This window comes from Faecalibacterium sp. OM04-11BH, from assembly GCF_003482185.1.
GTDB lineage: Bacteria > Bacillota > Clostridia > Oscillospirales > Ruminococcaceae > Faecalibacterium > Faecalibacterium tardum.
In genome coordinates this window covers 81,666-96,163 of sequence record NZ_QULS01000007.1, presented here as the reverse complement: position 1 = coordinate 96,163, position 14,498 = coordinate 81,666, and the positions used below count along the sequence as shown (strand labels likewise).

Annotated in this window: 11 protein-coding genes and 1 tRNA gene; 4 read left to right on the top strand and 8 right to left on the bottom strand. The window is 57.1% G+C overall.

Features of this window, described 5'->3' with window-relative positions; all coding sequences use genetic code 11:
- Positions 1–85: 85 nt before the first annotated feature.
- On the bottom strand, positions 86–934 hold the full coding sequence (locus DXB44_RS08045) for a sugar phosphate isomerase/epimerase family protein (RefSeq protein ID WP_118658352.1): 849 nt from the start codon (positions 932–934) through the stop codon (positions 86–88).
- Positions 935–1,105: 171 nt separating this feature from the next.
- A tRNA-Thr gene (locus tag DXB44_RS08040) sits at positions 1,106–1,180 on the bottom strand.
- 235 nt (positions 1,181–1,415) lie between these two features.
- Here DXB44_RS08040 and fucO point away from each other — a divergent pair.
- The 3 genes from fucO to DXB44_RS08025 all read left to right on the top strand — a co-directional run bounded on the left by fucO (position 1,416) and on the right by DXB44_RS08025 (position 5,301).
- Entirely contained in the window at positions 1,416–2,564 is a 1,149-nt protein-coding gene (gene fucO, locus DXB44_RS08035) for a lactaldehyde reductase (RefSeq protein WP_005922374.1), read from the top strand.
- Between the two features lie 228 nt (positions 2,565–2,792).
- Positions 2,793–4,100, top strand: a complete 1,308-nt coding sequence (locus DXB44_RS08030) for a putative ABC transporter permease (RefSeq protein WP_118658351.1) — start codon at positions 2,793–2,795, stop codon at positions 4,098–4,100.
- Positions 4,101–4,341: 241 nt separating this feature from the next.
- A complete protein-coding gene (locus DXB44_RS08025; protein WP_118658350.1) occupies positions 4,342–5,301 on the top strand; it encodes a calcium/sodium antiporter in 960 nt (319 codons plus the stop codon).
- Between the two features lie 459 nt (positions 5,302–5,760).
- On the opposite strand, the gene DXB44_RS08020 is transcribed toward DXB44_RS08025, so the two are convergent.
- From DXB44_RS08020 to DXB44_RS08005, 4 genes are all read right to left on the bottom strand, one after another.
- Positions 5,761–7,206, bottom strand: coding sequence for an alpha/beta hydrolase-fold protein (locus tag DXB44_RS08020; RefSeq protein WP_158581883.1), 1,446 nt, complete (start codon positions 7,204–7,206; stop codon positions 5,761–5,763).
- Between the two features lie 421 nt (positions 7,207–7,627).
- Positions 7,628–9,553, bottom strand: a complete 1,926-nt coding sequence (gene bilR / locus DXB44_RS08015) for a bilirubin reductase, long form (protein ID WP_118658348.1) — start codon at positions 9,551–9,553, stop codon at positions 7,628–7,630.
- A 30-nt stretch (positions 9,554–9,583) separates the two neighbouring features.
- A complete protein-coding gene (locus tag DXB44_RS08010) occupies positions 9,584–10,339 on the bottom strand; it encodes an alpha/beta fold hydrolase (RefSeq protein WP_097779899.1) in 756 nt (251 codons plus the stop codon).
- A gap of 3 nt (positions 10,340–10,342) precedes the next feature.
- The gene (locus tag DXB44_RS08005; RefSeq protein ID WP_118658347.1) at positions 10,343–11,731 is read right to left on the bottom strand and encodes a glycoside-pentoside-hexuronide (GPH):cation symporter; all 1,389 of its coding nucleotides are present in this window, start codon (positions 11,729–11,731) and stop codon (positions 10,343–10,345) included.
- A gap of 214 nt (positions 11,732–11,945) precedes the next feature.
- Here DXB44_RS08005 and DXB44_RS08000 point away from each other — a divergent pair, with 214 nt between their 5' ends.
- Positions 11,946–12,776 carry an AraC family transcriptional regulator gene (locus tag DXB44_RS08000; protein WP_242983446.1) on the top strand — a complete coding sequence of 277 codons (831 nt, stop codon included), beginning with the start codon at positions 11,946–11,948 and terminating at the stop codon, positions 12,774–12,776.
- A gap of 95 nt (positions 12,777–12,871) precedes the next feature.
- On the opposite strand, the gene DXB44_RS07995 is transcribed toward DXB44_RS08000, so the two are convergent.
- Both DXB44_RS07995 and DXB44_RS07990 read right to left on the bottom strand, forming a co-directional pair.
- Entirely contained in the window at positions 12,872–13,000 is a 129-nt protein-coding gene (locus tag DXB44_RS07995) for a hypothetical protein (protein ID WP_015538181.1), read from the bottom strand.
- A 13-nt stretch (positions 13,001–13,013) separates the two neighbouring features.
- Complete coding sequence (locus DXB44_RS07990; protein ID WP_015538182.1) at positions 13,014–14,144, bottom strand: sodium ion-translocating decarboxylase subunit beta; 1,131 nt, start codon at positions 14,142–14,144, stop codon at positions 13,014–13,016.
- Positions 14,145–14,498: the final 354 nt, after the last annotated feature.

Sequence of the window (14,498 nt, the reverse complement as noted above, 5' to 3'; positions counted from 1 at the left end):
CTGAGGCATCCGCCACCGGTTCAGACTTTTTTATACCATAAAACCACAGACGGTTGCGGACAGCAGCGTGCAGTTTAAGCTACTGTCAGCACTCGTCGTACTGCTTTTGCAGATAGTGCAGGCATTGGACGGCGTTTTCCGGGGTGGTGTTCTCCAAGGTGGCGAACACATAGGGCTTCTGTTCCTTGGCAAACCGCAGAATGGTGCGGTAGTCGCCCATGCCACCCTGTCCGGCACCGGTGGCAGCCAGCTGACCGCCGGCGTCCTGCCGCAAAAAGTCCTTGAAGTGGATCATGGCAACATCCTTGCCCAGCAGCTCGATGGCTTCGGCAAACACTTCCTCCCGGCGGTCCACGTTTTCCATGTTCAAAAGGTTCACCGGGTCCAGCAAAATCTGCAGATTGGGGCTGCCAATCTCATCCAGCACGGTGCGGGCGCGGCGGGCGTCATACACGATATGCTTGACCACCGGCTCAATGGCAATGGTCACGCCGTACTGCTCGGCGCAGCGCACCACCGGCTTGAAGTTTTTGATAAAGGTGGCAAGGGCGGCATCGCTGCGGCACTCCGGGCAGAACTTGTACTCCGCGTTGGGTGCTCCGGTCTCGGTGCCCACCATGCCACAGCCCAGCAGGCTGGCAAAGCGGATATGTGCGTAGTACTTTTCCTGAATGGCGTGCAGAGCATCCGTATCCGGGTGCGCCAGATTCAGGTAGTTGCCCAGCACCGCAATGTCCAGCTCGTTTTTGGCAAACAGGCGGCGCAGATAGGCCGCGTAGCCGGGGGTGAGAGCAGAGGGGGTGTTGGGCACCTCCTTCAGGGATTTGCTCAGTGCCAGATGCACGCAGGAAAAGCCCTTCTTGCGTACCAGCGGCAGCACCTGCTCAATGGGCAGCTTTTCCGCGTCGTGCAGACGCAGACCGAATTGGATCATGCTTGGTTCCTCCTTTGGTTTGGGTGCATTTTTACCATTATACACCAAAACTGTCTGCGGGGGAACACCCCAAGCCCCTTTAGAAGCTGCTTTAAAGCGCGAAATGTTGTCCAAAGTGTTGTCCACATAGCAAAAGCCGCCCGGATTCCAACGAATCTAAGCGGCTTTTCTTGGAGCTGGTGACAGGAGTTGAACCTGCAACCCACTGATTACAAATCAGTTGCGCTGCCATTGCGCCACACCAGCAAAGGTTACTAGGATAGTATAACACAGGCACGGCCATTTGGCAAGGATTGTTTTTTTGCAGGGGATAATAATGCCGGAAAACGGACAAAAATGATAGAAAACAATACACAAGTATAAAAATATACTACAAATTTAAACAATTTTACATTGCAAATTTTTTGACGATGTGCTATGCTGAAACGTAGAGAAACGCCGCCGGAAAGGCGGCTGCAAACAGATTTGGAGGATTTGTATTATGGCTGACCGCATTGTTCTGAATACCATCTCCTACCACGGCCACGGTGCCATCGAGAACATCGTTCCCGAGCTGACCGCCCGTGGCTACAAGAAGGCTTTCGTCTGCTCCGACCCCGACCTGATCAAGTTCGGCGTTACCAAAAAGGTCACCGACCTGCTGGATGCCGCAAACTTTGCCTACGCTGTTTACAGCGAGATCAAGCCCAACCCCACCATCGCCAACGTACAGGACGGCGTGGCTGCCTTCAAGGCTGCCGAGGCTGACTGCATCGTGACCATTGGCGGTGGCTCCTCCATGGATACCGCAAAGGCCATCGGCATCATCATCAATAACCCCGAGTTTGCGGACGTCCGCTCTCTGGAAGGCGTTGCCCCCACCAAGAAGCACGCGGTGTTCACCATTGCAGTGCCCACCACTGCCGGTACTGCTGCTGAGGTCACCATCAACTACGTCATCACCGATGTGGAGAAGAAGCGCAAGTTCGTCTGCGTGGATACCAACGATATCCCCGAGATCGCTGTGGTCGACCCCGATATGATGTCCTCCATGCCCAAGGGTCTGACCGCTGCCACCGGTATGGATGCGCTGACCCACGCCATCGAGGGCTACATCACCAAGGGTCATTGCGTCATTTCCGATATGTTCCATCTGGAAGCCATCAAGCTCATCAGCCAGAGCCTGCGCGGCGCTGTGCAGAATACCCCGGAGGGCCGCGAGGGCATGGCTCTGGGTCAGTACATTGCCGGTATGGGCTTCTCCAACGTGGGTCTGGGCATCGTGCACTCCATGGCACACGGCCTGTCTGCCCTGTATGACACCCCGCACGGTGTGGCCTGCGCCATCCTGCTGCCGGTGGGTCTGGAGTACAACAAGAGCGTTGCCGGCGAACGTTACCGTGCCGTGGGCAAGGCCATGGGCGTTATGGGCATCGACGAGATGAACGACGTGGAAGCCGCTGATGCTACCATCGCCGCCGTCAAGCAGCTGAGCGCAGACGTGGGCATCCCCGCAAACCTGCACGGCATCCTGAAGGAAGAGGACATCCAGTTCCTCGCCGAGTCCGCTTTTGCAGACGCCTGCCGTCCCGGCAACCCCCGCGACACCAGCGTGGAGGAGATCGTGGAGCTGTATAAGAGCCAGCTGTAAGCTGTAAAAAATGACCTTGAGAGCCGCTGCACCGTGCTTGTGCAGCGGCTTTTTTAACGGAAAAATGTTTTTAATTGCATTATTCCGGGCAGACTGCGGTCTGCCCGGAATGATGCGTTCGTAAAATGAAAACGCACGCCAATTGTAACATTTTTCTGCCGTCCTCTTGTGCAAACCAGCGCAAGCGAGTACAATTAGAGCATAAAAACAGAAGGCGAGGAAAGCGCGATGACACTGAACTTCTACACGCTGGGCGTGCTGTATCTGATCTATTCCTTCCTTGGGTGGGTAGGGGAGACCGTGGTGGCTACCTTCCGGGGCAAGCGGTTTGCAAACCGCGGCATGGCGGCGGGGCCGTTCTGCTTTGTGTATGGTACCACGGCCATCCTGATGGCAGTGGGCTTTGCAGATATGCGCACAAAGCCGGTGGTGCTGTTCGTGGCCTGTATGCTTACGGCTACCGTGGTGGAGTGGTTCACGGCAAAGCTGCTGGAGCGGCTGCACAACCGCAAATGGTGGGACTACTCGGATAAAAAGTTCAACCTGAATGGTTACGTCTGCCTGCAGTACTCGGTGCTTTGGGGTGCGCTGGGCATGGTGACCGTGCTTTGGGGCAACGGGCTGCTGCTGCGGCTGTGCGCCCTTGTGCCGGACTGGCTGCTGCATCCGCTGGTGTGGGTCGCGCTGGGCATCGCGGCGCTGGACCAGCTGGGCTCGGCGGTGCTGGTGGGGCGGTACGCGGCGCAGCACCCGGTGCTGGAGCAGCTGAACCAGAAACTGGAGGCGCGCTCCGACACCCTGCGCCGCCGCATTGCCATGTATGTGGAAAAGCGCATCCAGCGCGCCTACCCGGAGGCCGCCCGGCAGCAGCCCACGGCAGTGCAGAAGGGGAAAGCCGACTTCCTCAGCGCGGCAGACCTGCTGTGGCTGTTTGTCATCGGGGCGTTTCTGGGCGATCTGGTGGAGACCGTGTTCTGCCGTCTGACCGCCGGGGTGTGGATGAGCCGTTCCAGTCTGGTATGGGGGCCTTTCAGCGTGGTGTGGGGGCTGGCGCTGGCCATGGCTACTGTGCTGCTGCGGCAGAATCAGGATAAAAGCGACCGCTATCTCTTTGTTTTCGGCACGGTGCTGGGCGGCGTATATGAATATGTGTGCAGCGCCGTTACAGAGCTATTGTTCGGTACCGTGTTCTGGGATTACAGCAAGTTCAAGTTCAATCTGGGCGGGCGCATCAACCTGCTGTACTGCTTTTTCTGGGGCATTGCGGCGGTGATGTGGATGCGCTACGGCTACCCGCTGGTGCTGAAGCTGATGAAAAAGGTGCGCAGCCATATCCGTCCGTGGATGACAGCAGCGCTGGCGGTGTTCATGGCGGTGAATATGCTTACCAGCGCGCTGGCACTGGCGCGGTACGATGCCCGCACCAGCGGCGAAGCGCCCAACGGACAGCTGGAAGTGTTCCTTGACGAGCATTTCGACAACGCCCGCATGGAGCATATTTACCCCAACGCCAAAAAAGTGACCAAGGCAGAATAAATCCCATATTTCCCCTTGCGTTTTTGCCGGAAAACAGGTATAATATTCTCTGGATAAAAGGGAGTAAGGGGCGTACCTTAGTTAAAAAACGGGTGCGCTGTGCTGCAGCGACACCCCCGGCAGAAATGCCCGATGCAGTACCGGATGCTTGAGACTTTTATCACATTTTCCCGTTTTGGGCAGGATGTGATAAGGGTCTTTTTTTGTGCCTCTGCCGCTATTATTAAAAAGGAGAGATATTATGCTGATCCCTGTTCTGTTATTTATCGTGGGTCTGCTGTGCCTGATCAAGGGCGGCGACTGGTTTGTGGACGGTGCCACCGGCATCGCCCGCCGCTTCCATGTGCCGGAGCTGCTCATCGGTGCCACGGTAGTGTCCATCGGTACCACCCTGCCGGAGGTCATGGTGTCCACCACCTCTGCCCTCACCGGTCACGGCGAGATCGCCTACGGCAACGCCATCGGCTCGGTCATCTGCAATTCTGCACTGATCGCCGCCATCACCATTGCGGTGCGCCCGGGCAAGGTTGACCCCAAGAGCCTGCGCACCCCGGTGGCCTTCTTCTTTGTGGCTGCCGCTTTCTATGCCGGCGTGGCCTACACCACTGGCTCCTTCACCCGCCCGGTGGGTCTGATCCTGCTGGCCATGTTCGTGGCTTACATCGTGTGCAACGTGCTGGCTATGAAAAACGCCACCGCCCCGGAAGAGGAGGAGCAGGCTGAGGAAGGCTCCTTTGCCAAGGAGCTGGGTCTGCTGGCCATCGGCGCAGTGCTCATTGCTGTGGGCGCTGACCTGCTGGTGGACAACGGCACCCTCATCGCACAGGCACTGGGCGTGCCGGAGTCGGTCATTGCGCTGACCTTTGTGGCACTGGGCACCTCGCTGCCGGAGCTGGTCACCGCCATCACCTCGCTGGCAAAGGGTCACGGTGCGCTGTCGCTGGGCAACGTCATCGGTGCAAACGTGTTCAATCTGGTGCTGGTCAGCGGCGTGTCCGTCACGCTGGCACCCTTCAGCATCCCGCAGAACTCCACCATCGCAGGCATGAACGCCTCGCTGGTGATGGATATCCCGGTCATGTTTGCCGTGATGCTGCTGCTCACCCTGCCCGCTCTGATCAAGGGCAAGCTGAGCCGCCCGCAGGGCATTGCACTGCTGTGCATCTATGCCGCCTTCTGCGCCGTGCAGTTCAGCATCTGATCTGTTGTAAACGTAAAATATTTAAGGCTGCTGCACAAAGCACTGTGCAGCAGCCTTTTTATGTAGGACGATTTGGAACGGCCGCCGCGTGCGCTTTGGCCATATTCAGCGGAAAAGATATTTTTGATTTTGGAGTTCTGAAAAACCTGCGGGCTTTTCAGAACTCCTTTTTCACAGGAGGGATATAGAGGTAAAGGACAGCCGCGCGGCGGGGGCGCTGCAGAACGAAAGTCAACTTTTGAAGATCGACCCGGAGCAAGAGCCTTCACCCCTTCCGGGGAAGGGAATGCCTTTTGTGGAAAAAGGAGTTTCCCTGTTGACGGGGGATATTGCAAAAGGCCGCAAAACCCGGAACTTTTCTGCGGCACTATGGCTCGAAAAGTTCCGGGTTTTATACAACATATATCAGAGTATCGTTTGGCGACGGTTCTGCATTTATTTATGCGAACTGCACACAGCTTACTTCCACAGGAAGTTCTCAGCGGCGTTTGCAAAGATCAGCTGCCAGCACTCCCAGTCGTGGGCTGCGGGTACCTGCAGGTAGCTGTAATCCAGACCCAGCTCGCTCAGGTTCTCACCGAAGGTCTTGACGGCTGCCAGACCAAAGTCCCAGTTACCTGCGGCCAGCATAATCTTAGGCTTCACGGTCAGAGAGGACAGATGGTTGCGCACGCTCTGGCTGGTGATGCCCTCGACACCGCCGGAAGCGCCATTCACATTTGCATGACTCCAGATGCCGTAATAGCTAAACAGTTCGGTGTGGTGCATCAGCATATTGCTGGTGGTAGCGCCGCCCATGGACAGACCCGCATATGCACGGCCCTCGGCGGTGGTGCTGACGTTGTAGTGGCTCTCAACGTAGGGCATGATGTAATCGATCTGATCGGTCTCAATCTCGGAATACTTCCATTTGTACTGCTGATTGTTCATGGTAACAACAATAAACGGCTCGGTCTTGCCTTCTGCGATCAGGTTATCCAGGATATTTGCCACAGTGCCCTCATTCATCCAGCGCAGCTCATTGCCGTAGGTATCGCCGGAAGCACCATGGGACAGGTACAGCACCTTATAAGGCTCGGTGCGGTCTGCATCGTAGCCAGCCGGCAGATACACAGCCAGACCATGCTCGGTGCCGTCTGCACCCGTGTAAGATACGGTCTGCACGGTACCACGCTTGTTTGCATCGGCCTGCGGCAGTTCCACAGAGCGGTCTGCCCAGGTGCTGGTGCCCTGCTTGTCGGCATCATACGGAACATAGACCATGCTGGACAAGCTGCGGATGCCGGTAGCTTCGTTGATCATCGTCGGATTGCTGGGGTCGTCCAGACGGGCGATCTGGTCGCCGTTTTCAGCGGTCACGCGGAAGTTATAAACGAATGCACCACTGGACAGCGGCATCTGTACACCCCAACGACCATCGGCAAACTTTTCCAGCTCCACATAGTAGGTGGTGTCGCCGTTGCCGCCTGCAGGAGCCAGACCTGCCGTGTAGTTGTACGGCGCAGTAGCCAGCGAAGCGTCAATAGCGCCCGCCTTGCCGCCGGCAGGATCAAACAGCATAAAGCAGTCGCTGTACAGTTCCACCTTGGTCAGCGGATTCTCTGCCGTATTGATGGTCAGACCAGCTTTTGAGGTGTAGCTCTTCTGCTCCTTGTAAACAAAAGTAACAGTGTAGCCTGTGGGCGAGTTTTCGTCCTTCTCGACCGTAACACCCGGGGCGTACTTGGCATAGATGCTCTTGTTGAACAGCTTGATTTTGACGTTCTCTGCCCAGTCTGCAACAGCAGAAGCCGAGATGCAGTTTTCTTCCGCTGCCGGAGTTGCAGCCACAGCGGCGGTTGCTCCGCTCAGTGCCATGGACAGCACCAGTGCGGAGGCAATGGTGGTTTTGAGGATACGTTTCATGTTTTTTCTCCTTTCCAGATTTAACGATGTTCTTTTAAGCATCTGATATGGTTTGCGGCATTCTCCTCTCTGTCTGAAATGATATCGGTTCAAGATCTTGAATGTTCCGAAATTTTTCTGTTTTTTACCTGCACCCGTTCAAAAGCACAATGCACAATTCTACTTGTCATTATGAATGTATTTTGTTCATTTTTTTACCTTGTCGTGGAACTAATATATCACATTTTATCCGCCGTTTACGTTGCCTTTTGTGATTTGATTCTTGCAAATTGTGACATGCTGTCCTTGCCGTAACCAAAAACAAAACAATATCTGCTTGTTGCCATTGTAGGAGCAACACTGGCTCCCCGAGGGGTAAAAAAAGTGGGTCAGAAGCGCCCACAGGCGTTTCTGACCCACAAATAGAACGATATTTTTTGTTTTACAGCTGGCAGGCGGTATCGTAACCGGTGCGGATGGCGTTGGAAATATCCGCAGCCTTACCGGCGGCATCGCCGATGGAATACACCGGGATGCCGGCAGCTTCCAGCGCAGCAGCGTCAAATGCGTTGGAGCGTGCGCCCATGGCCAGCACGATGTAATCACAGGGGATGGTCACCTCTGCGCCGTCCTTGTTCTCGCAGACGACGGCGTCCATGCGGAACTCCTTGACCTTGTGGCTGGGGTACTGCTCCACGCCGTAGGTCTTGTAGTTTTCCAGCAGGGTGGGCAGAATGGTGGTACTCTCGCCTGCGGCGATCTTGTCCATCATTTCGATAACGGACACCTTGCAGCCGCGGGCAGCCAGATACTCTGCGGTCTCGCAGCCCACCATGCCGCCGCCGATGACGGCAACCGTGCCATATACCTGCTGCTCGCCCGCCAGAACCTTCCACGCGTCGGCAACGTTCACGCTGTCGATGCCGGGGATGCGGGGTGCGGCGCTGTGTGCGCCCACAGCGTTGATGACGGCCTCAAAGCCGGCATCCTTCAGCTGCTCTGCGGTGCGGGTCTGACCCATGCACAGGTGCACACCGGCGTTGCAGACCGCGTGGATCAGATCCTGTGCGGCACGGCGCATCTCCTCCTTGCGGGGAGGTACGCAGGCAATGTTCAGCTGACCGCCCAGAGTGGTGGTCTTTTCAAACAGGGTCACGTCATGGCCGCGCAGGGCTGCCACACGGGCAGCTTCCAGACCGGCAGGGCCGCCGCCGAGGACGGCGATCTTCTTTTTCTGTGCTGCGGGCTGGATGCTGCGGGTGTTCTCGTAGCCATTCTCCGCGTTCAGCACGCAGGAGAGGAACTGGCGGTTCTGGATGGCATCGGTGCAGCCCTTGTTGCAGCTGATGCAGCGGCGGATATCGCAGGCCTTCCCGGCAGCGATCTTGGTGCCCCAGTCGGGGTCTGCCAGCAACGGACGGCCCATGGCAACAATGTCGGCCATGCCGCTCTCGATGACACGCGCAGCCATGTCGGCGTCCACGATACGACCCACGGCGCTGACCGGCACATTGACGGCCTTTTTGATGTCCCCGGCGATCTTGACGAAGAAGCCGTAGGGCTGCACGCCCATGGGAGGAATGGTGTCGGCCATATTGCCGGTGTGGTTGGCCTGGGCAACGTGGAACATATCCACGCCGTCCTCCACCAGCCACTGGGCAAACTGCACGGCGTCGGCTTCGTCAATGCCGCCCTTACCGCGCTGCGGGGTGACGATGGACAGCTTGTAGTCGATGACCATATCCGGCACAGCCTTGCGGATGGCGCGGGTCAGCATGCGGGCAAAGCGGACGCGGTTCTCCAGACTGCCGCCGAACTTGTCGGTGCGGTGGTTCATGCGGGTGGAGCACAGGCAACCGTTCAGGCGGTCACCGTGGATCTGGATGACATCCACACCGGCCTTCTGGGCACGCACTGCGCAGGCGCACATCTTGTCGATGATGGCCATCAGCATCTCCTCGGTGACCTCATCGGTGAAGAACATCATGTCATGATGCAGGCGTTGACGCATTTCGTCAAACTTCTTCTGCATAAACAGGCTGTTGATGGCGTCCACATCGTACTCCGGGTGGAAGATCTGGATGCCCAGCTTGGTGCCGTAGGCGTGTACGCTGTCGGCCAGTGCCTTGAAGGCAGGAATCTGGCTGTCGTCAAACAGCTTGGGGGTGGGAGAAAAGCTGTTGATGGGTGCCACATCGCCCATAACGATGTAGCCCACGCCGCCCTTTGCCAGACGGGTGTAGAAGCCCATGTCCTGCTCACTGATCATGCCGTTTTTCTCGTAGCCGGTGGTCAGCGGGGGGAACATGATGCGGTTTTTAAAGGTCTGTCCGCCCACCTCGATGGGCTGCAGAATTACGTTTTCCATACAAAAGCCTCCTTGCAGATACGCGTTGCTTTACAGATTTGCTTTGATGAATGCTGCGGTCTTTTTCTCCACGGTGGCACGGGCTGCCAGCGTGGCAAAGTTGTGGCCGCCGCCCGCAATGGTGTCCACCTCGGGTGCGGTGTACACCTGTGCGTAACGGCTGCAGGTGCCCTCGTCCACCAGACGGTCATCATCGGCGCGCAGCAGCAGCACCGGGCCGTTGTAGCCCTTGGCCTCGGTAAAGGGGTCGGGGTGCTTGGCCATCTCGTAGTTAAAGGCCATCTTGTAGCACAGACCCTCCATGTCGGTGTAGTCCTTGCCGGTCTGCACAACGCCGTCGGCGCGCTGTGCGCAGCCAAACCACATCCCGGCGCCCGGGCACAGCAAAATCAGGCCGTGGGGCTGGATGACCGGTGCGCAGGAAGCGGCAATGTAGCCGCCCATGCTCTGGCCGGAGAGGAACAGCTTTTCGCTGTCCACATAGGGCTGCTCAGCGGCCCATGCAAAGATATCCTGTGCATCGGTGTGCAGGCCGTCGAAGCTCATATCCTCGAACTCGCCGTCGCTCTCGCCGTTGCCGTAGAAATCGAACCGGGCGCTGCCGATGCCCTGCGCTGCCAGAGCGCGGGACAGGTGGGTGTACATGGACTTGTAGCCGCTGCAGCTGCCGGCAAAGCCGTGCAGATGCACCACAAAGGGTACCTTGCCCTCGGTGTCGGGCAGGGTCACGATGCCGCGCAGGGTGTGGCCATTGCGGTTTTTAAAATGAACCTGTAAGATCTTCATGGTTTACTTGCTCTCCTTTGCGGCGCGGCGAGCCTTCAGCTCGGTCAGCATCTCGGCAGTCTTCTGCTTGGTCAGGGGGTAGACGAAGAACAGGATGGCAACTGCAATGCCGTAGCCCAGGAAGTAGACGCCGGTGTAGCTCTTCCAGATAGCGTTTACAACGCCTGCGGTCTGCACAGCGCCAGCGGTAACGTTGTAGCCGATGGCACCCAGCACAAAGCTGGACAGGCTGCCGGAAATGGCGCTTGCAAGCTTGCGGAAGAAGGAGTAGGTGGAGTAGACGATGCCCTCGTTGCGCTCGCCGGTCTGCAGCTCATGGTAGTCGATGGCGTCGTTGACCATAGCCCAGATCAGCACCTGCATACCGGAAGCGCCCAGATAGCAGATACCGTTGATGACGATGAAGGCCACGGGGTTGTGGACGGGGAAGAAGAACAGGATGCCAAACACGACGGCGGCAAAGCCGGCGCCCATGCAGCACCACTCCTTCTTGCCGAACTTGTTGGCAAGAGGCTGGGTGATGGCAAAGGACAGCACAGCGTACAGCACGCTCAGCATGCCGGAGACAGCCTGAATTTTAACGTTGCCGAAGAAGTCCTTATACAGGTAGGTGTTCAGACCGTTGACCACGGAAGCACCGATCATGCCGGTCAGGCTGAAGAACATAACGCCCAGCAGAGCCTTATTGTGAGAGATCTCCTTGAGCACGTGCAGGTAGTTCAGCTTTTCGCCCTGCGGACGCTCAGGCACTTCCACGCGCTCCTTGCACCACACGCAGGTGATCTGCAGGCACAGCAGACCCAGCAGAGCGCAGATGCAGGCCAGCATCAGGAAGCGGCCGGCCACGGGCTTGTTGTCCACATACAGGAACAGGGGGCCGATCATGACCATGACGGTCATGAAGATGGTGCCGCCAAGGCTGCGGTAGCGGGACAGTGCGGTGCGCTGGCTGACATCATCGGTCATCACGCTGGACAGGGTGCCGAAGGGCACGTTGACGCAGGTGTACAGCGCCTCGTACAGAACGTAGGTGACGAACATGTAGGCCAGACGCAGGCCGTAGTTGATGTTGCCCACATTGACAAAGCCGAGGATGCACAGCACTGCCATGGGGAAGGAGAAGGCGCGGATCCAAGGGATGAACTTGCCGCCCTTGGTGGCCTTGCGGGAGTCCACGATCGCGCCGATGATGGGGTCGTTCACGGCGTCCCAGATCTTGGTGACCAGCAGCAGGATACCCACATGGAAGGGGTTGACCTGCAGGATCAGGGTGTAGAAGATCGACAGATACATGGCGCGGTACTGCTCGGTGAAGCAGCAGCCCAGATCGCCCAGAGTATAGCCGATCTTGTCCTTCATGGAGAAGGGTCGGACGGTCTTTTTCTGGTCCATTGTGTTTTATCCTCCTTAAAAACAGTGAAACCACGAGACTTTTCGTACAAGTCTCTTTTCTACGCTTGCATTATACGTTAAATTTCCATCAATGCATATCCAAAAAATGATTGAAAACTATTGTAAATTGATGTATTATGCAATTATAACAGTTGTACTTTTCTGTTGTGTACAACAAACTGTTACACATGACAGTTTCACGGAGGCTTTTTTGGTGAACTATACAGTCAAGCGTTATTTTTTTGAGCAGAGCGCCGTCCGGGAATTTTATTCCGGCGCGTATTATGATTTGTTTCTGGTCATGCGGGGCAGCGGCGTATTCCGGTGCAGTGAGGTGGTGCTGCCTGCACAGCAGCAGAACCTCATCATCTTCAAGCCCGGTCAGGGCGGCAGGCTGGAATACGCCGGTGCTTACGGCCCGCTGGAACTTATTCGGGTGCAGCTGTCTCCCCAGACGCTGGCGCAGCTTTCGGACGCAGACACCGACCTTGAAAAAAGCTTCAACGTGGTGCCTTTCCGGCAGGTAGCCGTCCGCCCGGACAGCCAGATCTATATGCTGCTGAAAAACCTTGCCCGAAAGCTGCTGATGCTCCCGCAGGAGCGCACCCAGTTCGGCGCAGCGGTATTTGAGCACGGTATTCTGCAAATGTTCGTGGTGCTGGCGCTGCGCGCCTGCATCCATGCGGAGTTCCACACCGCATCGGTCAGCCGCCACCACCTGATGCTGGACGAGGTGTTTTTGTTTATTCAGGCGCACCTTACCGAGGAGCTGACGCTGGAGCGGCTGGAAAAGGAGTTTTTCGTCTCCCGGGAACATATTGCCCGGGAATTTAAACGCCAGACCGGGCAGACGGTGCACCGCTATATCGTAAAGGCGCGGTTAGACCGCTGCTGCACCCTCATCGAGCAGGGGCTGCCCATCACCGAGGTGTACAAGACCAGCGGCTTTGGCGGTTACAACCACTTTTTCCGCGCCTTTAAAAAGGAGTACGGCATGACCCCCAAGGAGTACTTCCATACCACCCGGCAGGACGCCCGGGGATGAAGCCGGCAAAAGCAGCGCCGTCTGCGCCTGTGAAAAAAGCCGCCCGGGAAGATCCGCAGATCCTCCCGGGCGGCTTGCTTATCCTATTTTTTCTTTTACTTGCGGCGGGTGAGGCAGTTCAGCGCCATCACAACCAGCACGAGAAAGCCGATGACCAGCAGGATACCGGTCATGCCGATGAGCATCATGGGCAGGGTGGTCATCCAGGAAGAAAGATGAAGCATAAAGGCACCTCCGTTAAGCCATCAGGGAAAGGATCAGTCCGCCGGCAAGGACGGATGCGATCTGCCCGGAAACGTTGACGCTGATGGAATACATCAGCAGGAAATTCTGGTTGTCCTCGGCCAGACCCATCTTGTTGACCACGCGTCCGCTCATGGGGAAGGCCGAAATGCCTGCCGCGCCGATCATGGGGTTCAGCTTTTTGCCCTCGGGCAGGAAGAGGTTCAGCAGCTTGGCGAACAGCACGCCGCCAGCGGTATCAAAGATAAAGGCCACAAGACCCAGCGCCATGATGAGCAGAGTATCCGGCCGGACGAACTTGTCGGCGGTCATCTGTCCGGCTACGGTCAGACCCAGCAGCAGGGTGATGAGGTTTGCCAGTACGTTCTGGGCGGTCTCGCTCAGGGAGTTCAGCACCCCGCATTCCCGCAGCAGGTTGCCGAACATCAAAAAGCCCACCAGCGCCACGCTGGCCGGGGCTACCAGACCGGCGACCACCGTGACCACAACGGGGAACAGGATCTTGGTCAGCTGGGTGACATTGCCTTTTTCGTAGGGCATACGGATGCGGCGTTCCTTCTGGGTGGTCAGCAGACGGATGACCGGCGGCTGCACGATGGGCACCAGCGCCATGTAGCTGTAAGCTGCCACCATAATAGCGCCCAGATACTGGGACTTCAGGGTGTTTGCCACAAAAATGGCGGTGGGGCCGTCCGCTGCGCCGATGACCGCAATGGACGCGGCGTCCTTCATATCAAAGAAGAACCCGGCAAGAAACAGGGTGAAAAAGATGCCAAACTGTGCCGCTGCGCCAAACAGCATGAGCCACGGCTTTTCCAGCAGCGGGCCAAAATCGATCATGGCACCGATGCCGATGAACAGCAGCAGCGGGAACAGCTCGTTGGACATGCCTGCCTCGAACAGGGCAGAGATGGGGCCAACGGTGTCTCCCTGCGTGATGGCACCGGATGCGGGAAGATTGACCAGAATGGCACCGAACCCCATGGGCAGCAGCAGACTGGGCTCCATCTTTTTGACGATGGCAAGGTAAATGAGCAGGGCACCGATGCCCCACATGACCACCATCTGCCATGTCAGCGCTCCGAAGTTTGAAAAGAGCGCGGCGAATGTGTTCCAGAAATTCATATTGTTTTTCTGCCTCCTTTTGTTCTGATGCTGCGGCAAGAAAAAAAGACCCTTGCCACAGCGTAAGATCTGTGACAAAAGTCTCAAGCGAACACATGACATCGGGCATTGCTGCCGTGATGACGCTGCCATGCAGCGGCCTGCCGGAAAAAGCCTTGACCGGCGGGCTGCCCTTTACTCCCCTTTATCATTTTTATTGATACCAGAAACTGCCGCTTCTGTCAAGGGGGAAGGTGCGGTTTTTATAAAAATCAACTTTTGCAGCTTGACCCGGAGCAAAAGCCTTCACCCCTTGGGGGGAAGGTGGCTGCGAGCGCAGTGAGCAGACGGATGAGGGGGAGTTTCCCGCAAACT